This window comes from Pseudomonas sp. BP11-1-1, assembly GCF_052112105.1.
GTDB lineage: Bacteria > Pseudomonadota > Gammaproteobacteria > Pseudomonadales > Pseudomonadaceae > Aquipseudomonas > Aquipseudomonas alvandae.
Genome location: NZ_JAUTYU010000017.1, coordinates 14,672 through 38,658, shown reverse-complemented (window position 1 = coordinate 38,658; position 23,987 = coordinate 14,672). Strand labels below are relative to the sequence as shown.

At 60.6% G+C, this 23,987-nt stretch carries 17 protein-coding genes; 5 read left to right on the top strand and 12 right to left on the bottom strand.

The window, feature by feature from the left end:
• Positions 1 to 3: 3 nt before the first annotated feature.
• A complete protein-coding gene (locus Q7C33_RS23700) occupies positions 4 to 525 on the bottom strand; it encodes a DUF4142 domain-containing protein (protein ID WP_030137960.1) in 522 nt (173 codons plus the stop codon).
• A 216-nt stretch (positions 526 to 741) separates the two neighbouring features.
• On the opposite strand from Q7C33_RS23700, the gene Q7C33_RS23695 reads away from it, so the two are divergent.
• A complete protein-coding gene (locus Q7C33_RS23695; RefSeq protein WP_407684250.1) occupies positions 742 to 975 on the top strand; it encodes a YdcH family protein in 234 nt (77 codons plus the stop codon).
• Between the two features lie 81 nt (positions 976 to 1,056).
• Here Q7C33_RS23695 and Q7C33_RS23690 read toward each other — a convergent pair whose 3' ends face one another.
• The 3 genes from Q7C33_RS23690 to Q7C33_RS23680 all read right to left on the bottom strand — a co-directional run bounded on the left by Q7C33_RS23690 (position 1,057) and on the right by Q7C33_RS23680 (position 3,145).
• On the bottom strand, positions 1,057 to 1,920 hold the full coding sequence (locus tag Q7C33_RS23690) for a LysR family transcriptional regulator (RefSeq protein WP_217861644.1): 864 nt from the start codon (positions 1,918 to 1,920) through the stop codon (positions 1,057 to 1,059).
• 148 nt (positions 1,921 to 2,068) lie between these two features.
• The gene (locus Q7C33_RS23685) at positions 2,069 to 2,383 is read right to left on the bottom strand and encodes an SCP2 sterol-binding domain-containing protein (protein WP_407684249.1); all 315 of its coding nucleotides are present in this window, start codon (positions 2,381 to 2,383) and stop codon (positions 2,069 to 2,071) included.
• Between the two features lie 51 nt (positions 2,384 to 2,434).
• Positions 2,435 to 3,145, bottom strand: a complete 711-nt coding sequence (locus Q7C33_RS23680) for a histidine phosphatase family protein (RefSeq protein WP_407684248.1) — start codon at positions 3,143 to 3,145, stop codon at positions 2,435 to 2,437.
• A 224-nt stretch (positions 3,146 to 3,369) separates the two neighbouring features.
• Here Q7C33_RS23680 and sohB point away from each other — a divergent pair, with 224 nt between their 5' ends.
• Positions 3,370 to 4,401, top strand: coding sequence for a protease SohB (gene sohB / locus Q7C33_RS23675; RefSeq protein ID WP_407684247.1), 1,032 nt, complete (start codon positions 3,370 to 3,372; stop codon positions 4,399 to 4,401).
• Positions 4,402 to 4,617: 216 nt separating this feature from the next.
• On the opposite strand, the gene Q7C33_RS23670 is transcribed toward sohB, so the two are convergent.
• The 3 genes from Q7C33_RS23670 to Q7C33_RS23660 form a co-directional block, all read right to left on the bottom strand.
• A complete protein-coding gene (locus Q7C33_RS23670) occupies positions 4,618 to 5,112 on the bottom strand; it encodes a DUF934 domain-containing protein (RefSeq protein WP_030137966.1) in 495 nt (164 codons plus the stop codon).
• Positions 5,096 to 6,754, bottom strand: coding sequence for a nitrite/sulfite reductase (locus Q7C33_RS23665; RefSeq protein ID WP_198798130.1), 1,659 nt, complete (start codon positions 6,752 to 6,754; stop codon positions 5,096 to 5,098). Before Q7C33_RS23665 ends, Q7C33_RS23670 begins: the two co-directional genes overlap by 17 nt.
• A gap of 547 nt (positions 6,755 to 7,301) precedes the next feature.
• Positions 7,302 to 7,520, bottom strand: a complete 219-nt coding sequence (locus Q7C33_RS23660) for a DUF2970 domain-containing protein (protein WP_030137968.1) — start codon at positions 7,518 to 7,520, stop codon at positions 7,302 to 7,304.
• Between the two features lie 169 nt (positions 7,521 to 7,689).
• Here Q7C33_RS23660 and Q7C33_RS23655 point away from each other — a divergent pair, with 169 nt between their 5' ends.
• The gene (locus Q7C33_RS23655; RefSeq protein ID WP_407684246.1) at positions 7,690 to 14,574 is read left to right on the top strand and encodes an NEL-type E3 ubiquitin ligase domain-containing protein; all 6,885 of its coding nucleotides are present in this window, start codon (positions 7,690 to 7,692) and stop codon (positions 14,572 to 14,574) included.
• Between the two features lie 74 nt (positions 14,575 to 14,648).
• Here Q7C33_RS23655 and metH read toward each other — a convergent pair whose 3' ends face one another.
• Positions 14,649 to 18,359: a methionine synthase gene (metH, locus tag Q7C33_RS23650; protein ID WP_407684245.1), complete on the bottom strand. Its 3,711-nt coding sequence runs from the start codon at positions 18,357 to 18,359 to the stop codon at positions 14,649 to 14,651.
• A 155-nt stretch (positions 18,360 to 18,514) separates the two neighbouring features.
• Here metH and Q7C33_RS23645 point away from each other — a divergent pair, with 155 nt between their 5' ends.
• Together Q7C33_RS23645 and nfuA are read left to right on the top strand one after the other, a co-directional pair.
• The gene (locus Q7C33_RS23645; RefSeq protein WP_407684244.1) at positions 18,515 to 20,806 is read left to right on the top strand and encodes a fatty acid cis/trans isomerase; all 2,292 of its coding nucleotides are present in this window, start codon (positions 18,515 to 18,517) and stop codon (positions 20,804 to 20,806) included.
• Between the two features lie 116 nt (positions 20,807 to 20,922).
• On the top strand, positions 20,923 to 21,507 hold the full coding sequence (gene nfuA, locus Q7C33_RS23640; protein WP_003182850.1) for a Fe-S biogenesis protein NfuA: 585 nt from the start codon (positions 20,923 to 20,925) through the stop codon (positions 21,505 to 21,507).
• A gap of 300 nt (positions 21,508 to 21,807) precedes the next feature.
• Here the strand turns inward: nfuA and cobM are convergent, their stop codons facing one another.
• The 4 genes from cobM to Q7C33_RS23620 all read right to left on the bottom strand — a co-directional run bounded on the left by cobM (position 21,808) and on the right by Q7C33_RS23620 (position 23,919).
• Positions 21,808 to 22,554 (bottom strand): precorrin-4 C(11)-methyltransferase, encoded by a 747-nt coding sequence (gene cobM / locus Q7C33_RS23635; RefSeq protein ID WP_030137971.1) that lies wholly within the window; start codon positions 22,552 to 22,554, stop codon positions 21,808 to 21,810.
• Between the two features lie 68 nt (positions 22,555 to 22,622).
• Complete coding sequence (locus Q7C33_RS23630) at positions 22,623 to 23,027, bottom strand: cobalamin biosynthesis protein (protein ID WP_217861648.1); 405 nt, start codon at positions 23,025 to 23,027, stop codon at positions 22,623 to 22,625.
• Positions 23,024 to 23,719, bottom strand: coding sequence for a CbtA family protein (locus Q7C33_RS23625; protein WP_217861649.1), 696 nt, complete (start codon positions 23,717 to 23,719; stop codon positions 23,024 to 23,026). The genes Q7C33_RS23630 and Q7C33_RS23625 overlap by 4 nt, the downstream gene beginning before the upstream one ends.
• A gap of 11 nt (positions 23,720 to 23,730) precedes the next feature.
• Entirely contained in the window at positions 23,731 to 23,919 is a 189-nt protein-coding gene (locus tag Q7C33_RS23620; protein ID WP_030137974.1) for a CbtB domain-containing protein, read from the bottom strand.
• Positions 23,920 to 23,987 lie beyond the last annotated feature (68 nt).

Here is a 23,987-nt window from a genome sequence, read left to right as displayed (position 1 = left end):
GCGTTATTTACTGGGGTGGGCCGCTTGAAGCTTCTTGGCCATCTCCAGGTGATGCTGCAAGTCCGGCAGCATTTTCTGGGCAAACGCTTTCAGCTCGGTATTGCCAGGTTTCTTGTCGTCAGTAACCGTTTCGGCTTCTTTCTTGAACAGGGCGACGGTTTCTTCGTGAGCCATCACCTGGTTATTCGCATAGGCCGGATCGAAGGACTCGTCGCGCACGTCGAGAATCTTGGCCTTGGCTTTCTTCATCAACGTGGTGTCGTCCGGTACCTCGATGTCATGTTTCTTCGCCAGCGCCTTCAGCTCTTCGTTGGCCTTGGTGTGGTCGGCAATCATCTTGTTGGCGAACTCCTTGATGTCCGCCGATTGGCTTTTCTGCAGGGCCAGCTTGCCTGTTTCGATTTCCGCAATACCGCCGGCCGCCGCGTTGTCGACGAAGTCGTTGGAGGTCGCGGCCCATGCCATGCCCATGCTGCTACTCAGGGCAACAGCCAGGCCGAGTTGACGCAGGGTAAATCTGTCCATAGGTAAGTCTCCACACAGGTTGTACAGGTGTTTCTCTGGGTACTGATCAATGGAGGGGAAAGCGCGGGGGAAGGTTTGATCGAAGCGCGTCGTGGCACGACGAACGGTCACCGCTGGTCGGATTGGCGGTCGACAGAACCCGACCGGCAAGGCCATGCTGATGACAGGCAGTGCCCCGAAAAGCACGTGCCACCGAACTCACGAAGGAGGTGCTCCATGCCGGTGTCCCATGATCTTTGCCAGGATCTGAAGTGCACAGAAGAAGACATCCTGAAAAGGCGCCGGGAGGACGAGAGTCTCGACGCGCTGATCAAACAATACGCCAGGCTTGATGCCGAGGTGGTGAAGGCCGAGAAACCACCTGTGGTTCTTGCTGACGTGGCCCTGGAGACGCTCAAGAAGGAGCGGCTGCAGATCAAGGACCAGATCGCCGCGCTGATGCAAAAGTAGCGATGACGATAATCCGCTAAGCGCTTTTTGTGGCGAGGGAGCTTGCTCCCGCTGGGCCGCGAAGCGGCCCCACCCCATCCATCAACCCAGCGGATCCCAGCGCTGGGACCAATCGCTGCCGGTCTTGACGATCTCTCGCAACACCTCGAACGCCTGCTGCAACGCCGCCGAATCCCGGTCCCTGGAATACACCAGGTAGGTCGGGTAATTGAATTCCGGCGCCTTGGGCACTCGCTCCAGAATGCCGCTGTCCAGGTAGCTCTGCACGACCCGCGTGCGGAAATAGCCGCTGCCTCCGTTCTCCAGGATGTATTGCAGCGCCAGGGGCCCGAGATTGAAGGTTACGGCGGCCTTGGCCTTGTCCGGCAGCGCCGTGTCGTGCTGGCGGCGGAAGTCGGCGCTCCAATCGATGTACACGTAGGGTTCGGGGCAAGCGGCCAGGCGCACCAGGATCAGTTTTTCTTCCAGCAACTGCTCGACCTGCAGCCTCGGCCAATATTCGGGCTGATACACCACGGCCGCATCCAGCAGCCCCAATTCCAATTGCTGTAGCAGTTTTTCACCGTCGCGGATGTCCATGCGCAAGGCATGGCCGGGGATCTTCTGGCGCAGCTCGCCGGCCCAGGCGAGCATCAAGGGATTGCACAAGCTGACCTCGCCGCCGAGATGCAAGACGTTGCGATAGCCCTCGGGCAATGGCAAGTCACGGCGGGCGGCCTCCCAGGTCTGCACGAGCTGGTTGGCGTAGACGACGAAGGCTTCGCCATCGGCAGTCAATCGTGCGCCGGCCCGGTTGCGCACGAACAGTGCGCAGCCAAGCTGGCTTTCGAGCTTCTGTACCCGAGCGGTGATCGCCGTCTGGGTGACGTGCAGCTTTTCCGCCGCAGCGGCGAGGCTGCCGTGGCGGACGATTTCCAGGAAGGTGCGGGCGAGGTCGATGTCCATGTTCAGGCCGAAGCGGGTGGAGCGGGCATTGTAAGAGTTGGCCCAGCTATCCGATACCATCCAGATTCCCGGGGGCGAGCCGGCTCGCGAAGAAACAAAAATCCCGCCACAAGGGCGGGATTGGGTTACAGCCAGGGCTGACCCGATCTTAGGACGGGAACAGCTCGGACAGTTTCATGGCCAGCATCATGTCGCCTTCAGCGCGCAGCTTGCCGCCCATGAACGCTTGCATGCCGTCGGTGCTGCCGTCGACGATGCCTTGCAGGGTTTCGCCGTCCATCACCAGGGTCACCTGGGCGTCCGGGTTTTCACCTTCCTGCAGTTCACAGGTGCTGTCCTTGACGATCAGCGAGAAATTTTTGGTTTCATCGATACGGAAACCGAATACCAGGTCCAGGCCGGCAGCGGCGGCTGGGTTGAACTTGGCTTTCATGGCTTGTACGGCGTCGGCTACGGCGGTCATGGTTTCGATCCTTATTTGGGTGGTACAGCAAGGGTCTACAGTAATCCGGACTCAGCGGAAGGTGATGAGGTCCGGGGTCTTCAACAGTTGCAGGTGGGCATGACTGTTGAAGGAAGCCAGGGCCACCTCGCGGCCCCTGAATTTCAACTGGTTGAGCGAGGTGTTGACGATCTGCCAGTTCAGCTCGAAAGCCTGTTTGGCGGGCATCTGGGTAATCAGGTGGAGCAGGGCGGTGATGGTTCCGCCGGAGGTGAATACGGCGATCTTGTGGGACTTGTCGGCGTTGTCGAGGATCCGGTGCAGGCCGGCCTGGACCCGCTCGACGAAGCCCAGCCAGCTTTCCAGCCCGGGCGGATCATAGCGGCCACTGAGCCAGCGCTCGACGATTAGCGCAAAGATGCGTTGGAATTCGGCGCGGTTCTGCGCAGCGTTGCGCAAGATGTCGAGGGCTTCGGGCTCCTGGGGCAGCATGTCCGGCAGCAAGGCGCGGATCACCGCGTCAGCATCGAATTCGTTGAAGGCAGCGTCGATTTCCAGCTCGGGAACCGGCAGGCCGGCGCCAGCCATCTGGCTCAGCGCGCCGGTGGCGGTGTCCTGCTGGCGACGCAGGTCACCCGAGAGGCAGCGATCGAACACGACACCCAGCTCCGCCAGGTGGCTGCCGAGCACTTGCGCCTGGCGTATGCCATTGGGCGAAAGGACATCGTAGTCGTCCGCACCGAAGGAGGCTTGGCCATGTCGAATCAGATAAATGCTGCCCACGTCCGCGTCATCCCGGTACGTTGAAGGTTTGGCGAGGTTATGAGGATGGCGTTGGCCTGTCAATGAAAAAACATACGCTTGTTTGAAATGACCGTTACAGCCGTCCTGTCTCAGCCGCGTTACGGTAACGGCGGGTTTCATGGCTGGCAGCGGGGCAAGCGCATGGGTATGCTGGCAGCGTTACGCGCCTGCGTTCAGTGGCGCATTGCATTTAAGGAGTCGCTGTGGAGTTTTTTGTCGAGTACGCCGGTTTCCTGGCCAAGACGGTGACGCTGGTGATCGCCATTCTGGTGGTCATGGCCAGTTTTGCTGCGCTGCGCAGCAAGGGGCGGCGCAGGTCGGCCGGGCAGTTGCAGGTCAGCAAGCTCAACGATTTCTATAAAGGGTTGCGCGAGCGCCTGGAGCAGACATTGCTGGACAAGGACCAGCTCAAGGCCCTGCGCAAGCGCGAAGGCAAGGCTGAAAAAGCCGGGAAGAAACAGAAAGACAAGCCGGCGGCCAAGCCCCGGGTGTTCGTGCTGGATTTCGACGGTGACATCAAGGCCTCCGCCACCGAAAGCCTGCGCCATGAAATCACTGCGCTGCTGACCCTGGCGACCCCGAAGGACGAAGTGGTCCTGCGCCTGGAAAGCGGTGGCGGCATGGTCCACAGCTACGGCCTGGCCTCGTCGCAACTGGCGCGGATCCGCCAGGCCGGCGTGCCGTTGACGGTGTGCATCGACAAGGTGGCGGCCAGCGGCGGCTACATGATGGCGTGCATCGGCGAGAAAATCATCAGCGCTCCGTTCGCCGTCCTGGGTTCCATCGGCGTCGTGGCCCAGTTGCCCAACGTCAATCGCTTGCTGAAGAAGCACGACATCGATTTCGAAGTCCTGACGGCCGGTGAGTACAAGCGAACGCTGACGGTGTTTGGCGAGAACACCGAGAAGGGCCGGGAGAAGTTCCAGGAAGAACTGGACATTACCCATGCGCTGTTCAAGAACTTCGTGTCCAACTATCGCCCGCAACTGGCGATCGACGAAGTGGCCACCGGTGAGGTCTGGCTCGGTGTCGCCGCGCTGGAAAAACGCCTGGTGGACGAGCTCAAGACCAGCGATGAATACCTGGCCGAACGGGCCAAGGGCGCCGAGCTCTATCACCTGCACTACGCCGAACGCAAAAGCCTGCAAGAGCGCATCGGCATGGCGGCCAGCGGTTCGGTGGATCGGGTGTTGCTCAGTTGGTGGAGTCGGTTGACGCAGCAGCGGTTTTGGTAATTCGAGGGCCCACCTAGTGGACTGATGGCTCCAGGTTCACTGCCATCCCCTGTGGGAGCGAGCTTGCTCGCGATTGCGATGGCTCAGCTTGTATCGATGTCGAATGTACCGACGCCATCGCGAGCAAGCTCGCTCCCACAGTGGATCTGAGGTTGAACGAGACAAAAAAAGCCCTGGACCGGTCACCCGGTCCAGGGCTTTTTCATGCATCAGGTTTCAGCGACGCCGAAACAGCGGCAGCGGCTCGTCAGTGGCGGCCTGATAAGTCACCGAGAAATCCTTGAGGCTTTCAAGGGCTTCATACGGGTCTTTGTCGGCACGCAGGGCAAAGGCGTCGAAGCCGCAACGGCGCATGTAGAACAGTTGGTCGCGCAGCACGTCGCCAATGGCACGCAGTTCACCCTTGAAGCCATAGCGCTCACGCAACAGACGAGCGTTGGAGTAGCTGCGCCCATCGGTGAAGGCCGGGAAGTTCAGGGCGATGACCTGCAACTGGTTGGCGTCGTCACCGATTTCTTCCGCTTCCTCGTCGGCGTCCAGCCACACACCCAGGCCGCCGTCGCGGGCCTTGAGGGCGTGGGCGTGATCGCGCCACAGGGCCAGGGGCACGATCAGGTCGTCGCAGTTGGAAATGCCATCGAGCGTCGCGTCCTTGGGCAACAGGTGCCAGGTTTCGTCGATGACTTCGTTGTTCTTAATGATTCGCTGCATAGACGCGTTCCTTGAAGAGGTCGATGCCGATACGTTGATAAGTGTCGATGAAACGTTCGTCTTCGGTACGTTGTTCGATGTACACGTCGATCAGCTTCTCGATCACATCCGGCATGTCATCCTGGGCAAACGACGGGCCAAGGATCTTGCCCAGGCTGGCGTCGCGGCTGCCGCTGCCGCCGAGGGAGACCTGGTAGAACTCTTCGCCTTTCTTGTCCACGCCCAGGATGCCGATGTGGCCAACGTGGTGGTGACCACAGGCGTTCATGCAGCCGGAAATGTTCAGGTCCAGCTCGCCGATGTCGAACAGGTAGTCCAAGTCGTCGAAGCGGCGCTGGATCGATTCGGCGATCGGGATCGACTTGGCGTTCGCCAGCGAGCAGAAATCACCGCCCGGGCAGCAGATCATGTCGGTCAGCAGGCCGATGTTCGGGGTGGCGAAACCTTGTTCGCGCAACTCGCCCCACAGGGTGAACAACTGGCTCTGTTCAACGTCCGCCAGGATGATGTTCTGCTCGTGGGACGTGCGCAGTTGGCCGAAGCTGTAGCGCTCGGCCAGGTCGGCGACGGCGTCCAGTTGCTTGTCGGTGATGTCGCCGGGCGCAACGCCGGTCGGTTTCAGCGACAGGGTCACCGCGACATAGCCGGGCTTCTTGTGGGCCAGGGTGTTGCGGGTGCGCCAGCGGGCGAAACCCGGGTGTTCCTTGTCGAGGGCAGCCAGTTCGGCGTCCTGGTTGTCCAAGGCTTTATAGGCTGGGTCGACGAAGTGCTTGGCGACGCGATGCACTTCGGCTTCGGTCAGGGTGGTTTGGCCGCCGCGCAGGTGGACCATTTCGGCCTCGACCTTCTCGGCGAACACTTCAGGCGTGAGCGCCTTGACCAGGATCTTGATCCGCGCCTTGTACTTGTTGTCGCGACGGCCATAGCGGTTGTACACCCGCAGGATGGCGTCGAGGTAGCTCAGCAGGTCTTGCCACGGCAAGAACTCGTTGATGAACGCGCCGACCACCGGGGTACGTCCCAGGCCGCCACCCACCAGCACACGGAAGCCCAGCTCGCCGGCGGCGTTGTAGACCGCTTCCAGGCCGATGTCATGGACTTCGATGGCCGCGCGGTCCGAACTCGAGCCGTTGATGGCGATCTTGAACTTGCGTGGCAGGTAGGCGAATTCCGGGTGGAACGTGGTCCACTGGCGAACGATTTCGCACCACGGACGTGGGTCGATCAACTCATCGGCCGCGACGCCGGCGAACTGGTCGGTGGTGACGTTGCGCAGGCAGTTGCCGCTGGTCTGGATCGCGTGCATCTGCACGGTGGCCAATTCGGCCAGGATCTCAGGCACATCTTCCAGGGCCGGCCAGTTGTACTGGACGTTCTGCCGGGTACTGATGTGGGCGTAGCCCTTGTCATAGTCGCGGGCAATCTGGGCCAGCTTGCGCACCTGGCGCGAGGTCAGCTGGCCATAGGGCACCGCCACGCGCAGCATCGGCGCGAAGCGTTGGATATACAGGCCATTCTGCAAGCGCAGAGGGCGGAATTCTTCTTCGCTCAGCTCGCCTGCCAGATAGCGTCGGGTCTGATCACGGAACTGCTTGACGCGGTCCTCGATGATCCGCTGATCGTACTCGTCATATACGTACATATAAGTCTCGTTCTCAGGCTTGGGCCGATCAGAAACAGCTGCAGGTTGGCTCGCTGAAATCGGGTTCTGCCTCGGCAATTCTGCGCGCACGGCCGCGCACTCCTAGGGGAGCCGGTGCAAGATACCTGTTTTGAGTTATGCGCAAAAGTGATGTTTGAGTATATGTAAAGAACCAAATCGACTAATGAGATTGATTATTGCCTAACCCACATTTGTCGTGCGGGCAATCATCGTCTTAACTGTGGTCGAGTCCCTATGCAATCACCTACAAAACCGACAAGAGGCGATGCAATGAGCAATCCGACCAAAGCAAGGAAAAGCGACAGTACCGTTGATGCCTGGGCCATTTTGTTCTTGATTATCCTGGTGGTGGGCACGGCGGTGTTCTGGGTCAGTCATCAATAATTTTCCATCAGACACATGAGCAGCAACTGTGGGAGCGGGCTTGCTCGCGAAAGCGGTGTGTCAGTCAACATAGACAGTGACTGAACCACCGCTTTCGCGAGCAAGCTCGCTCCCACAGGGGCATGTGTTGTTCTGAAGGGCGTTATAGCCCCGCCAGATGCACCACCAGCTTGACGATGCCAAACAGCGTCAAGGCGAAGATCACCGTGAACACGATCCCCAATATCACGAAGTGGCTCGGCTTGCCGTGGGTGAAATCCCGGGCGCGGTTCTTGCCGCTCTGCACGCCGAAGGCCGCAGCCAGCACGCTGTGCATCATCTGCAGCAGGGTTGGCGGTTTGTTGTCGATTGGATCGTCCATAAAACCCTCGATGAAAGTCGGATCTCTCCAAGCATAGTCAAACCGCGCCTTGTGGATGAATTCGATCGCTCTGGTCATTCGTTACACAATTTTCATCGACCTATAACTATGTACCGCTGATGGGGTTCGCAAAGCTGGTCTGCTGTCGCTTCATTCAAAGGAGCGATGTATGCCACCCAATCCCACGCAGAACCCGGAAACAACACGATCAAAACCGCAGGCCACGGAAAGTCTGCATGCAGACTTTCTGAAAGCGGCCATGCCTGCATGGCTCATCGAGGCTACGACGCAACGCAGGCAGGCGATAAAGCAAGCCGGAACGCAAATGCCGGCCTGGTATGCGAACGCTTCGCCAGAGCAGCGCAAGGTCGTGGATGCCTGTTTCAAGCAAAGTGTCGCAGCGCAGAATCGATTGGACAAAACCCTGTCGGCATTCCTGGACATTGATACATTTGCCAGGCCGCTGTTGATCCAGGCACTAAAGGATCGGTTCAAGATAGAAGTGGACGTCGACAAGACGTTGCTGCACCTGATACGACCGTTGGAAATATCCGTGATCAAGGTGGAAATTTCTTCGTTCACAGTGTTCAGGTTGCCCCTGCTGCAAGTTGCGCTGCACAACTTCGAAAGCTGGGAATGCGAGCATGACGCCTATCATGCAACGTCAAGATTTGTTGCAGAGACGCACACGCCTGGTACTTACGCGCCCGTGGCGTTGAATGTGTCGGTGGGTCAATTCCTCACGCTGTGCCGCACCCTGGATATCGGTGCGAAATACCAAGCCTACCTCAAGTCTTTTTTCTACCCGGCTGACGCGACGACCGAAACGACGTTTCGCCAGCACTTCATTGCCAGTCAGAAAGCTGCGATAAGGGCGGCAGCCGAGCAAGCGCTGTTGGCAAAGGATATAGAGCCGAGGGATCACGCAATGATTCTGTCGGTCATCAACGGCGAAAATGCCCCCCGGATAGGTGGGAAGCCAGTCTGGTTCGAAGACATGACCCTGATGGGGTTCAGACTGGTGGGCTGTGTCGTGTTCACGATTTGTGAAATGCATCGCTACAGCAATGAAGTGATTCTCTACGTGCCCCATGACCCTGAGCATCCGCTGAAGCGTTACGACGTCAACCAACTGAAAGCGCGCTTCAAGCAATTGCTTACTACGCCCGATACCGGGCAATCGCAAAACAATGCGCCTACACCGTATCAGCGCTTTTTCAGTCGATTCGTGCCCTACGGCAAACAGCCTTATTACTTCAGCCAATTTATCCAGGAAACGGGCGGCTCGCCAAGCGTCCAATTGCCTGCGCCATGGATGGGCATTTTCGAACCCTTCATACCCCCTTCGTTGATGATCCGCCTCCCGGCTATCCCTCCCGATCGTTCAAAGGCAAAGCGCGAACCGGATCCCTACGTTGCCCCTTCGACGACACCGCAGCAAGGCCGGACGTTGTGGGCCGATAATCTGGATCCGTGGCAGTACCTCTATGAGCGACACCGTGAAAAAGTGCTGGCCGATGCGCGCAGTCATGCGGTCCCCACGGAGGATGTCGACGCCAAGACGAGGCAAGAGAAACTCGCCAACCTACTGCAAATAGGGCTCTCGGCCGTGAATATGTTGTCCATGTTCGTTCCGGTATTGGGCGAGGTCATGATGGTGGTCATGGCGGGACAGCTGTTGTACGAAACCCTTGAAGGTGCGATCGAGTGGGGTGAGGGTGACAAACGGGCAGCCAAGGCCCATTTGATAGACGTCGCAGAAAACCTGGCGTTGATGGGCGTGATGGCCGGTGTGGGCGCCGGGGTCGGCAAGCTGGCCGCCATCAAGCCTGAACCGGTGATCGAGCACCTTGAGCCTGTGACGTTGCCCAGTGGCGAAACCCGCCTGTGGAAGCCGGACCTGAGCCGTTATGAAAGCAGTGTAACGCTCCCCGATACGAGCACTCCGAACGCATTGGGGCAATACGAAGTCGGTGGGACGACCTGCATCCGCCTGGGCGGAAAGGTTTACGAGCAGCTTTTCGATGCGTCGATACACAAATGGCGTATCAAGCATCCGACAGACAATTCAGCGTATCAACCCATCCTCCTGCATAACGGCACCGGAGCCTGGCGGCATTCGCTGGAGCGGCCAATGACCTGGAATCGCTTGACGCTGCTCAGGCGCATCGGCCATGAGACCGCAGCGTTTTCGGATGACGTGCTGCTCAGGCTCGCCGACGTCAGCGGCGTCAGCGACAACACGCTGCGTAAAATGCACATGGACAACTCGATGCCGCCTCCTGAGCTGAGGGATGCGATGCGCCTGTTCAAGGCGGACGCCGAGGCCGCCCAGGTGATTGACCGGATGCAAGGCACAGCAAGTTTGAGAGAGCTGACCCGGCAGCAGGTTTTCGAAAGGATCTATAAGGGCGAGGAACCTGCGGACGGTCGTATCAGGATTTTGCAGCGTGAGTGCCCTGGCCTTAGCGAGGCTGCCGCCCAAGAGGTCATCGCCCACGGAAGCGCTGCCGATCTCGCCCGCTTTGACGCAAGGCGCCGCGCGCCGTTGAACATGCTCGAAGAGGCGCGCTGGTATGCCCGACAAGGACGCCAGGTTCGGGCATATGCGGGGTTGCGCAGCGAGAGTGTGGCATCGGCCGACAGCCGGCGCCTGGCATTGCATGCCCTGGAAAGATTGTCGGCATGGCCGGATACGCTGCGTCTGGAAGTGCGCGAGGGAAGCGGCGCCGGAGCATTGCTTGACAGTATCGGCGACAAGCATGCGCCGCGGAAAACAACCTTGGTCAAAAACGGACCTCACTATCAAGCGCTCGATGAGCGTGGGAAAGTCGTCGATAGCGTGCCCCGGCAGGGCGACGATTTCTACCGTTCGATCCTGTACGCGTTGCCTGATGATGTGCTTTCAGGGCTGGGGCTGGCGAAGAATCAAGACGCCCAGTTGCAACGCAGGATCATCGATTACGCAGACCTGCATCGCAAGGATATGCCACAGCTGCTTGAGCCCCGCGCCAGACGTTTCAAGCCACCCGTTCGAGTGAGCGCGACGCTCAAGGGGTATTACGCGAGCGGTCGAGGCAAGGGTATGCATCCTTCCATTCAGGCGCGGGTGGAGGCGCTTTATCCCAGCGAGCAGCAAGCCGAGGCGTTCATCAGGCAGCAACGGGGCAAGTCAGAGCGGCAAATCTATTCGGAGTTGCAAACGCGCCAGCGTGAATGGGAGTCGCTCGATGGCACGCTTCAACAATGGCTGGACGAGACACCGGGCAGCCCGACCGATGCTCATAAATTCAGGTTTGCCCAAGCGCTCAGGGATAGCTGGCGCCATCGTCCGTTAGCGGAAGAATCCCCCGAAGGCACGCGGCTGTTGCTTTCCTGTCAGGTGCCGCTGCCCTCGATAACCGCCAACTTTGGCCATGTGCGTGAACTGTCGGTGGTTGGCGGCGGGCTGACGGACATCAATGCGGATCCCTTCCTGACGCTTTTCCCCGGGCTCACGAAGTTGTCGATCGGCGTCAGAGAGGCCGGCTTCATCGACCTGTTCCTTGGACAGCAACCGTTGACCACCTTGCCGCACGCGGTGAGTCAAATGCCGGGACTTACCGACCTGCGTTTCTCCACCACAGCTTTCGCCCTGGACAGGAGTTTTGCGTCAAGGCTCACTGCGCTGACTTCACTGGAGGCTTTGCACATCGAATATTCGGGTTTCGATCGGGTCGTGTTGCATGATCTTGACCTTACCCCGTTGGACCGTTTGCGTACGTTGAAAATCGACGCGCCGCAGGTTCTGTCGCGATGGCCGGAATACGTGCAGCGTCTTCCGAACCTCGAACGCCTGGACCTGGCGCGCACATCGATACGTACACTGCCTGACGCGATATTCCAAGGGCACGAAAAGCTGTGGGCCGGGTTGTCGCTGAATTGGTCGGCGCTGGCGCCTGAGGCGTTCGGGCGTGCCTACCGATACGTCAGCGGCTACTCAGGTGAGCTCGGCCATTTGGTTGACTTGAGCGAGATGGTGGATGGGTACTGCCGCGGACAATTGCGCATGATTGTCGGGGAGCCCGATCTTGTCGGGCGCCTGCCCGCGCGATTCGACAGTGCTTCATACACCCCGCAGGAGCGATTTACCGCGTTAGAAGCCATCAGGGCGGAGCACGATGGCATCTTTGCGCAGTTTTTCGAGCCGGAGGCACTGGAACAGTTGCCTTATTCCACGCTTGCGCCCTCAGGAGTGAAGGCAGGGTCCTTGCTTCGCGCGTTGCGAGACAGCTGGCGCGGCGCTGTTCGCCAGCGCCTTGGTTTGCCGACGGCTGAGGTCTCTACCTTCCAACTGCTCCCCTCCGGATCAAGTCTTCCAGGTAAAAAAATGACATCGCTCCCGGCGTTGCCAGCCGGCAGTTTTTCCCATGTGCATACGTTGCGCCTGGGATCGTTGGAGGTTTCAACCGAGCAAGCGCGCAGCTTCTTCAGGGCATTCAGTGGCACGCAAACGCTGGAGATCGGCAACAGCGGTTTCGCCGAATTGCCTTTCGCCGCCGAACATTTGCCAGCGTTGACGCAACTCGACCTGCGCAATAACAAGCTCATCGTCAATCCCATTGTCCAGGCGCAATTCAACGGCTTGACGCGGCTTGAACAACTGAATCTGGCCCATAACCCGCTCGAGACCCTGGATGTTACTGCCTTGACCCAGCTTCGGGCCCTGAACCTCAAAGCCACCCAATTGCGGGCTTGGCCAGCCGGCGCCGAAAGCCTGCAGCAACTGTCCTGGCTCGACCTGCGGGAAAACCGGCTGCGATCGCTTCCGCCATCCGTACTGTCCAATGATGACCTCATCCTGAAAACCAATTGGGCCGATAACCCCTTCAGCCCCGAAGGCGAGGCAGCCTTGAGCGCGGCCTATCAGCGAGTCGAAGATGCAAGAGGACTCCTTCACGGGGCATTGGCTCGATTTGCCAAAGAACCTGTACCGGATCAGTTCCCGCCGACGGAAACAGCCTGGTCGACGACACGCCTTCTATTAAGGCTTCCCGAGGAATCGGCAATCGTCGAGGGGGATGCCGGACGCACGCTTCGCCTGCAGCGGCTGGATCCGTTCTTGACGCAGGAACAGGCAGCCCGGAAGCTCGGGCAATGGCGGGAAAACGGGATGACCGAGACGCAAATCGACGACCAGCTCAACCAGTGGCATCAGGGGTGTGTCTCGCTGACTCGTCGACTGAATAATTGGCTCTTTATCCGAGACGCACAAGTCACCAGGGGCACCGTGTCCGCGCAAAGCCGCGCGCTCGCGGCGAACAGCATTCGTAAGGTTTGGCAAGAAAGACTGATACGCCACGATGGAGCAGGGCAAACGCTCAGTCTGCATGGTCTGCAGTTGGGTGACTTGCCTGAGCTGACGGTGCCGTTTCCTGGCGTGACAACGCTGGAGCTTCCGGGCGTCCTGTTGACTGAACAAGGTTCCAACGGTTTCTTGGCGGCTTTTCCCAATTTGGGGCGGTTGGACCTGGGCGGCAATGGATTGACCGCCGTTCCGGAGGCTGCCTTGGAAATGGCGCACCTGGAGCACCTGGATTTCGGCGATAACAATTTGCCGCCGGCAGCGGCTTACCCGTTATTGACCAACGATCGCCTGCGTTCGCTCAACCTTTCCCTCAATAGACTGGTAACGTTCGATCCTCCCGATTTTGGCCAGATCCAAGTGCTGGATCTCAGCAATAACGAGATAGAGAACTGGCCCAGCCATTTGTTGGATGCGCAAGAACTAGGGGCCCTGAACCTGAGCGGCAACGAGCTTACGGATCTTCCGGCCGGGTTGCTGGATGGCAACCACGAGAGACTCGTGGACGGAATGGACCTAACCGAAAACGAAGAGCTGTCACTCGACACGTTCTATGAACTCAGGGATTACCTCGAGTCGGGTGACATTGAAGAAGTGATGGGCTTTTCTCGAAGCGATATTGATAGCTTTATCGACATGTCAGAGTCGCCGCAAGGCGACACTTCCGATGTTGATGACGACTCCGATGGCGGCGCGGGCGGTAATATCCGTAACGATAACCACGCCGCTGTCGCTCCGGTCGAACCGCTCTTCAATCCTTCGGGCGACGCATCGGTGGAGGCCCTCGCACCCTGGCTGGTGGGGGCGGACAGTGAACAGGTCACGACCCGGAAAAGGATCTGGACGCAGTTGGCCGAAGAAAACGACCACGAACGTTTCTTCCAACTGCTTGCGCTGTTGTCAGACACGTTCGATTTCAAATTCAACCGAGCAGAACTGACGCGACGGGTATGGAACGTCATGGAGGCTGCCAGCGAAAACAGCGAGTTGCGCCAGTTGCTGTTTCGTGAAGCTGAAACCCACGGTACGTGCATCGATGGCCGCATCCTGACGTTCAGCGAGCTGGAAGTGCGTGTGTTTGTCTTTCAGGCTTTGCGCGACATTCCGCTGGATCGTCCGATGCTCAAGGGCCAGGCGTTGCTGCGCTTGTCGCGGCAGTTGTTCCGGCTGGAGCGGGTCGAGACGTTGGCCGAAGCGGCAGGTCAAGGCAGGGATCGGGCGGAAGTGCGCCTGCGATACCGCATTGGCCTGACGAGCGGGTGGGGCGATGGCATCGATTTACCTGGGCAGCCTACGCATATGGCTTTCGGCGCACCGATCACGGGAGAACTGGCGGCGCGCACGCGTCACTCGATTCTTGAGGCCGAGCGCAGCGATGCGCTATTGGTGAACATGACAACGCGTGACTACTGGACGACCTACCTACAGGAGCGGCATCCAGAACTCATGAGTGATATCACCGATGCGGTCGCCAATAGGCGCCATGAGCTTTTGGATGAATTGGAGGACCGCAGGGCCGAGGGCACGGTCGATACGGAGCAATACAACCTGCAACTCACTGCGCAGGGCAGAGCGATTGATGCCTTGCGCACTCAGAAACTGGTGGAGCTGACGCGAACAGAGGTCAGTGACTTGCAGAACGTCGCCGCTGGAAGAACGGAGCCATCCGGTAATCAGTCGCCTCAACCAGGGCCGTCACGCCGTAACTGATCCATCGCTGCGGACTGCGTATGCCGACCTGTCGATGCCCGCTTCGTCGACAGGTCGGTTCGCGTTCTTTTCGCTCAGTTGTCGTAACCCAGGTTCGGCGCCAACCAACGCTCCGTCACGCTGAGATCCTGCCCTTTGCGTGCGGTATAGCTCTGCACCTGATCCTTGTCGATCTTGCCCACGGCGAAATACTGCGCCTGGGGATGGGCGAAGTACCAGCCGCTGACCGCCGCTGCCGGGAACATGGCGTAGTGCTCGGTAAGGAACACGCCGCTGCGCCCGGCTTTCATTTCACTGGCCTCGGGATCAAGCAGGCGGAACAAGGTGGCTTTCTCGGTGTGATCCGGGCAGGCCGGGTAGCCGGGAGCAGGGCGGATGCCGGTGTACTGCTCCTTGATCAGCGCCTCGTTGTCCAGGTGTTCGTCCTTGGCGTAACCCCAATGTTCCTTGCGCACCTGCTGGTGCAGCCATTCGGCACAGGCTTCGGCCAAGCGGTCGGCCAGGGCCTTGACCATGATCGAGTTGTAGTCGTCGCCGGCTTCTTGATACGCCTTGGCGACTTCTTCGGCGCCGATGCCGGCGGTGGTGATGAAGCCGCCGACGTAATCGGTGATGCCACTGTCCTTCGGCGCGACGAAGTCGGCCAGGGAGAAGTTCGGCTTGCCGTCGGTCTTGATGATCTGCTGGCGCAGGTGATGCAGGCGTGCCAGTGGCTTGCCGTCGTCGCCATAGACTTCCAGGTCGTCGTCATGCACCTGGTTGGCCGGCCAGAAGCCGAACACGGCGCGGGCGCTGATGAGTTTCTCGTCGATCAGCTTGCGCAGCATCGCCCGGGCGTCGGCGTACAACGCCGTGGCCGCTTCGCCGACCACTTCGTCGGTGAGGATGCGCGGGTATTTGCCGGCCAGGTCCCAGGAAATGAAGAACGGCGTCCAGTCGATGTATTCGGCCAGGACATTCAAGTCGATGTCGTCCAGCACCCGTGCGCCAGTGAAGGTCGGCTTGACCGGCTGGTAGCTGCTCCAGTCGAACTGCGGCTTCTTCGCCACGGCCGCCGGGTAGCTCAGGCGTTCGGTGCGGGCGCTGCGGTTCGAAGTGCGCTCGCGCACCTCGATGTAGTCCTGGCGGGTTTTCTCGACGAACGCCGGCTTCAGCTCCTTGGACAGCAACTGGGTCGCCACGCCCACGGCGCGGGAGGCGTCGGTGACGTAGATCACCGCGTCGTTGCTGTACTTGGGCTCGATCTTCACCGCCGTATGGGCCTTGGAGGTCGTAGCACCGCCGATCATCAACGGCAGGTGGAAGTCCTGGCGCTGCATCTCCCGCGCCACGTGCACCATCTCGTCCAGGGACGGGGTGATCAGGCCGGACAGGCCGATGATGTCGCACTTCTGCTCCTTGGCCACCTGCAGGATCTTCTCCGCCGGCACCATCACGCCCAGGTCGACGATGTCATAGCCGTTGCACCCCAACACAACGCCGACGATGTTCTTGCCGATGTCATGCACGTCGCCCTTGACCGTGGCCATGAGGATCTTGCCCTTGGCTTCCGGCTTGTCGCCTTTTTCCGCCTCGATGAACGGGATCAGGTGGGCCACCGCTTGCTTCATCACGCGGGCGGACTTGACCACTTGCGGCAGGAACATCTTGCCGGCGCCAAACAGGTCGCCAACGATGTTCATGCCGGCCATCAGCGGGCCTTCGATGACCTCGATCGGACGGGCGAACGACAACCGCGATTCCTCGGTGTCTTCGACGATGTGGGTGGTGATGCCCTTGACCAGCGCATGCTCCAGGCGTTTGTTCACTTCCCAGCCGCGCCACTCTTCGGTTTCCGCTTCCTTGACGCTGCCGTCGCCCTTGTACTTGTCGGCGATGGCGAGCAGGGCGTCGGTGCCTTCGGGGGTGCGGTTGAGGATCACGTCTTCCACCGCGTCGCGCAGTTCCACCGGGATCTGGTCGTAGATCTCCAGTTGGCCGGCGTTGACGATGCCCATGGTCAGGCCCGCGCGGATTGCATACAGCAGGAACACCGAGTGGATCGCCTCGCGCACCGGGTTGTTGCCGCGGAACGAGAAGGACACGTTGGAGACCCCGCCCGAGGTCAGCGCGTAGGGCAGTTCGTCGCGGATGTAGGCGCAGGCATTGATGAAATCCACGGCATAGTTGTTGTGCTCTTCAATACCTGTGGCGACGGCGAAGATGTTCGGGTCGAAGATGATGTCTTCCGGCGGGAAGCCGACTTCGTTGACCAGGATGTCGTAGGAGCGCTTGCAGATCTCCTTCTTGCGCGCCTCGGTGTCGGCCTGGCCGGCTTCGTCGAAGGCCATCACCACCACCGCAGCGCCGTAGCGCTTGCACAGCTTGGCGTGGTGGATGAACTGCTCGACGCCTTCCTTCATGCTGATGGAGTTGACGATGCCCTTGCCCTGGATGCACTTGAGGCCGGCTTCGATCACTTCCCATTTGGAGGAGTCGATCATGATCGGGACGCGAGAGATGTCCGGTTCGCCGGCGATCAGATTGAGGAAGGTCACCATGGCCTTCTTCGAATCGAGCATGCCCTCGTCCATGTTGATGTCGATCACCTGGGCGCCGGCCTCGACCTGTTGCAGGGCGACTTCCAGGGCTTCGGTGTAGTTGTCCTCGCGGATCAGCCGGGCGAACTTGGCGGAACCGGTGATGTTGGTCCGCTCACCGACGTTGACGAACAGCGAACTGCGGTCGATGGTGAATGGTTCCAGGCCCGACAGGCGGCACGCCCGTGGAATCTCTGGAATCTGCCGCGGCGCATAGCCGGCCACGGCCTTGGCGATGGCTTCGATGTGCGCCGGGGTGGTCCCGCAGCAGCCGCCGACGATGTTCAGGAAACCGCTCTGGGCGAACTCTTCGATGATTTTGGCGGTGTCCACCGGCAATTCATCGTATTCACCGAATTCGTTGGGCAGGCCGGCGTTCGGGTGGGCCGATACGTGGGTGCTGGCCTTGTTCGACAGCTCTTCCAGGTACGGGCGCAGTTCGCTGGCGCCGAGGGCGCAGTTCAGGCCGACCGAGATCGGCTTGGCGTGGGCCACCGAGTTCCAGAAGGCTTCGGTGGTCTGGCCGGAAAGGGTACGGCCGGAGGCGTCGGTGATGGTGCCGGAAATCATGATCGGCAGCTCGACGCCCAGTTCTTCATAGACGCCTTGCACGGCGAAGATCGCCGCCTTGGCGTTGAGTGTGTCGAAGATGGTCTCGATCAGGATCAGGTCGGCGCCGCCTTCGATCAGGCCCTTGGTGGCCTCGGTGTAGTTCTCCACCAGCTCATCGAAGGTCACGTTGCGGTAGCCGGGGTTGTTCACGTCCGGTGACAGCGAGCAGGTGCGGCTGGTCGGGCCGAGCACGCCGGCGACGAAGCGCGGCTTGTCCGGGGTTTCCAGGGTCTTGGCGTCGGCCACCTTGCGGGCCAGGCGCGCGCCTTCCAGGTTCAGCTCGTAGGCCAGGCCCTGCATGCCGTAGTCGGCCTGGGACACCTGGGTGGCGTTGAAAGTGTTGGTTTCGAGGATGTCGGCGCCGGCATCCAGGTAGGCCTTCTCAATGGCACCGATCACGTCGGGGCGAGTCAGCACGAGCAAGTCGTTGTTGCCCTTGACGTCGCTCGGCCAGTCGGCGAAGCGTTTGCCGCGATAGTCCTGTTCTTCCAGCTTGTAGCTCTGGATCATCGTGCCCATGCCGCCGTCGAGGATCAGGATGCGTTCCTTGAGGGCTTGCTGGAGAAGATAGAGGCGAGCGCTGCGATCGGACATAGGACTACCTGGAAATAAAGACCATTACGAAGGCTGGAATGATAGCAAACCTGTGCAGGATTTGATCATGGCGGGCTTTTGCATGAATGTTGCTCATGTTTGCAAGGCGATGCTGGCCCGGTAGAATCGCCGGATTATCTCTTAGGGACCGAGACATGCCGTACCGCGTCTTATTCGGCAGTCTGTTGCTGCTGTTGTCTTTTACTGCAGCCGCCGGGAATCCCACTCCCGCGATTTCCTACACCCGCGACATCCAGCCGATCTTCACGGAAAAGTGCGTGGCCTGCCATGCCTGCTACGACTCCGCCTGCCAGTTGAACCTTGGCAGTGGCGAGGGCGCGCTTCGGGGCGCGAGCAAAGTGCCGGTCTACGACGGCGAGCGCCGCCAGGCCGCCGACCCGACCCGCTTGTTCTATGACGCCTCTGGCCAGCGAGCCTGGCAGCGCAAGGGTTTTTATTCGGTGATCGATGCCCAGGGCAGCCAGGCCGCATTGATGGCTCGCATGCTGGAGCTCGGACACCGCACGCCCTTGCAGCCCAACGCCAAATTGCCGGAAGACATCGTGCTGGGCTTGAGTCGCGACAACAGTTGCCCGATGCCGGAGCAATTCAACGAATATGCGGCCACTCACCCCAAGGAAGGCATGCCCCTGGCGGTCACTGGCCTGACCGACCAGCAGTACCAGACGCTCCAGCGCTGGCTGGCCGCGGGTGCCCCCATCGACCAGCAGGCCTTGGCGCCAAGCGCCGCCGAAGCCTTGCAAGTGGTGCAGTGGGAAAACCTGCTCAACGCGCCCGGCGCACGGGAAAGCCTGGTGGGGCGCTGGCTGTTCGAACACTGGTTCCTGGCGCATATCTATTTCAAGGGCGGCGAGCCGGGACATTTCTTCCAGTGGGTGCGTTCGCGCACGCCCACTGGCCAGCCGATCGACCTGATCAATACCCGCCGTCCCAACGACGACCCCGGCACCCGCATTTATTACCGGCTATGGCCGGTGCAAGGGGTGATCGTGCATAAGACCCACATCACCTACGGCTTGAGCGCGGCGAAAATGGCGCGGATCAAGAGCCTGTTCTACAGCGGCAACTGGCAGGTCAGCGCATTGCCGGGTTATGGGCCGGAGCGCCGGGCCAACCCGTTTTCCACGTTCGAAGCGATCCCGGCCCAGGCCCGTTACCAGTTCATGCTCGATAACGCCGAGTATTTCGTGCGTACCTTTATTCGCGGTCCCGTGTGCCGTGGTCAGATCGCCACGGACGTAATCCGCGATAACTTCTGGGCGCTGTTCCAGGCGCCCGAGCATGACCTCTACATCACCGATCCGAACTATCGCGGCCAGGCCACGCCGCTGTTGGCGATGCCGGGGCAGAACGATGACGTAGGCAGCGTCGTCAGCCTGTGGCTCGACTACCGGGACAAACGCAACGAATACGAAGCCCTGCGCCGCGACAGTTACGCCGAGCTGCCGGCGCCGAGCTGGTCGACGCTGTGGGCGGGCAATGACAATGCGCTGTTGAGCATCTTCCGGCATTTCGACAGTGCTTCGGTCACCAAGGGCCTGATTGGCGAAGTGCCGCAAACCATGTGGTTGTTCGACTTTCCGCTGCTGGAGCGCACCTACTACCAGCTCGCGGTGAATTTCGACGTGTTCGGCAACGTCTCCCACCAGGCCCAGACCCGGTTGTATTTCGACCTGATCCGCAACGGCGCGGAGCAGAACTTCCTGCGCCTGATGCCAGCCGATTCCCGCGAGGGTTACCTCGACGACTGGTACCAGGCCGGCGGAAAATTCAAGATGTGGCTCGATTACGAGGCCATCGACGACGACAAGCCGACGGCGCTCAAGCTCGACGAGAAAGATCCCAAAGGCGACTTTGCCCAGCAGTTACTGGCTCGCTACGGTGAGCTGAATGCCCGTCCCGATCCGATCAACCGCTGCGAAGGCGCCTACTGTTCGCGGCCGAACATCGACCCGGCGCTGCAAAACGCCGAGCAGGCCCTCAGCCGCCTGGTGTCGCGCCCGGCGGCGGGGCTGAAGGTGATCGATCAGTTGCCGGAAGCGACGATGCTGCGCGTCGAAACCGCTGGCGGTCGCCGTGAGGTCTACAGCTTGCTGCGCAACCGTGCCCACAGCAACGTGGCGTTCCTGCTGGGCGAAGAAAGCCGTTACCAGCCGGGGCTGGACACGCTGACGGTCTACCCGGGCGTGCTCAGCAGCTATCCCAATTTTATCTTCAACATACCCGCCGGGCAGGTGCCGGCGTTCGTCGATGCCATGGAAAGCGCGCCGGATGCGGCGGCGTTCGAGCGGATTGTCGAGCGCTGGGGGATTCGGCGGAGTCACCCGCAGTTCTGGCAGTATTTCCACGACTTGAGCCGATACATCCAGGAAACCGATCCCGTGGAAGCGGGTGTGCTGGACATGAACCGCTACCAGAATCTCTGAGCGACGCGCTCGACGATGCGGCCTTGCATCGTCGGGTGCTTTCCTGACAAAAATACTAGGACTTTGTCCGGCGCGATGATTGGCGTAAACTGCCGGCAAGCCTGCGAGGAGTTTCCATGACCGCCATTACCATTACCGATGCCGCCCACGATTACCTGGCTGATCTGCTGTCCAAGCAGAACACCCCGGGTATCGGGATCCGCATCTTCATCACCCAGCCCGGCACCCAGTATGCTGAAACCTGCATCGCCTACTGCAAGCCGGGGGAAGAAAAACCCGAAGACACCGCGCTGGGGCTCAAGAGCTTCACCGCGTACATCGACTCGTTCAGCGAAGCTTTCCTGGACGATGCGGTGGTCGACTATGCCACTGACCGCATGGGCGGCCAACTGACCATCAAGGCGCCGAACGCGAAAGTGCCGATGGTCAACGCCGACAGCCCGGTCAACGAGCGCATCAACTATTACCTGCAAACCGAGATCAACCCGGGGCTGGCCAGCCACGGCGGCCAGGTATCGTTGATCGACGTGGTGGAAGATGGCATCGCCGTGCTCCAGTTCGGCGGCGGCTGCCAGGGCTGCGGCCAGGCCGACGTGACTTTGAAGGAAGGCATCGAGCGCACCTTGCTCGAGCGTATTCCGGAACTCAAGGGCGTGCGCGACGTGACCGACCATACGCAGAAAGAAAACGCCTACTACTGATAGGTGTTCGCTGCGCGCAAAACACTGTGGCGAGGGAGCTTACTCCCGCTCGATTGCGTAGCAATCGCAAGGCAACCCGCGTGTCCTCCGTGATGGACGCGTGAGTCGCCCTGGGGACCGCTTCGCGGTCCAGCGGGAGCAAGCTCCCTCGCCACAACAGCCTCTGCGATTCCTGTGGGAGCGGGTTTACCCGCGAAGGGGCCAGCCCATCCGACATCATCACCGGCTGACCCACCGCCTTCGTCGGATCGCCGCCCGGAGCAGGTTCGCTCCCACAAGGGATCCGGGTGTGCCGATAGGTCAGGGCCTGTAGAGATGCGCATGCCCGGCGCGGTACAGCGATGATTCGCTGAATACATCATTGCCCAGCACACGTCCGACCAGAATCAAAGCCGTACGCCTGAAGCCCTTGGCCTGTACCTTCCCGGCGATGTCCTCCAGCGTTCCCACTACCCAATCCTGATCCGGCCACGTCGCCCGGTGAATCACCGCAATCGGACAATCCGCGCCGTAGTGGGGCAGGAGCTCGTCGACTATTTTTTCCAGGTGGTTGACCCCCAAGTGGATCGCCATGGTCGCCCCGTGTTGCGCCAGGCTTACCAGCTCTTCCCCTGTGGGCATTGCGGTTTTGTCCGCGTAACGGGTCAGGATCACGCTCTGGGACACGTCGGGCAAGGTCAACTCGGCACCGAGCAGGGCGGCGCAGGCTGACGTGGCGGTTACGCCGGGGATGATTTCGAAAGGAATGTCCAGTTCGCGCAGACAGCGGATCTGCTCGCCGATGGCGCCGTAAAGGCTCGGATCGCCGGAATGCACACGGGCTACGTCGTGCCCCTTGAGATGGGCGTCTTTGATCAGCTCGATAATTTGTTCCAGATGCAGCTCGGCGCTGTTCACCACTCGTTCGGCGCGATGGCCCTCCAGCACGGCTGCCGGAACGAGGGATCCTGCATAGATAATCACGGCGCAACTGCGAATCAGCCGCTGACCCTTGACGGTGATCAGTTCCGGATCGCCGGGGCCGGCACCGATGAAGAAGACGGTCATGACCGGTTTCCTGTTGAGAGTGGGGGTGCATGAGCGGCGCTCATGATTCCAGCGGCGATTATCGAGTGTTACGAAGCCGTCGCCAATGCCAGCGTGGCTTGTGCAGCCTTCTGGCGGGTAACCAGTAAACTCGCGGGGGAAGAACCCCATCGATCGGCCAGCGCGAGGGCGGCGCTTTCGGCGACGCCGTGGCAGCCCGTACGCTCAAAGGCAATCTCGGACAGATGACTGAGCCGTGCTTGATAGCCTGCCAGCTCCTCGGCAGTGAAACACGTCAGCGGCAGTGACAATTGCGCCGCCAATTCCAGCAGCCCGGGTTCGTCACGCTTGAGTTCGATGCTGGCCAATGCCCGTACCTGATCAAGCGCAATACCATGGGCCTGCAAAGTCTGGTCAAGCAGTGCCCGCAGGACACTGGCCGGGCAACCGCGCTGGCAGCCGAAGCCGACCACCAGAATCGGCCCATTGCTCATGCGTCGTGGTGGGCCTGGGTGCCCCGGCGAAACAGCCAGGCGCTGATCAGGCCCAAGGCCAGCCAGAATGCAACATTGGTCAATTGCGAGGCGAGCTTGAACTCACTTTCCAGCGCCTCGGGAGCCAGCATCGAATGCACTTCGGGCTGGGGCGCGCCGATCACATGAGGCGTCACCAGGATGGCGAGGCCCAGCAACTTCAACAGCCAATGCCGACCGAATGCAATCAGTGCGATGCCCACTGCCGTGGACGCCGCCGTGCCGATCCACCACATTTGCCGCTGGGCCAGATCCGCCGCTGCCGTGCCGGGTAATTCCGGTGGCAGGCCGAGAGTCGGCGCCAGCACGAAAGTCGCATAACCGGCCAGTCCCCAAAGCAAGCCCTGGGACGTCCGCGTCGGTGCACGCAAGGTGTACAGGCCCGCCAGCATCAGCGCAAAACCCACCGCGACCACCAGATTGCCGCCCGTCGTGGACAGTACACGCTGCCAGCCGTCTTCCGGTTCCCAGGCTTCGGCGTCATGGCTATGTGCAGCCCCAGCGGCATGTTCATGGACCTCGGTCGCCGGGGCCTTCTCGAAAGTCTCCGCCTGGAGAATCAGCGGCGACACCCAGAAACTTTGCAGCAGAGTCAGCAGCAGGGCTGCCAGTAGCCCGCTGAAACCAGCGGTTTGCGCGATACGCTTGATCATGTCGGCAGCACTCAGTGGCACGGGAACGCGGCGCTGTGCCGTGTGTCATGGGCTGCGTTGTGCACTGCTTCGATGTGGGAGAAACCGGCGAAATAGACCAGGCCCGCGCCGAGGATCGAGGCGAGGACCGCCGCGCTCAGGCGCTGGCTCAGGGTAACGGTGCTGCTGGTGGAGCGGGCGGTGCTGCTGATGGTCGACATGGCGCTTCCCTCTGGTCTGTCAGCGGGCGGATCGAGCGCAATGAAAACCCGGGCAAAGGCTCGCCGGG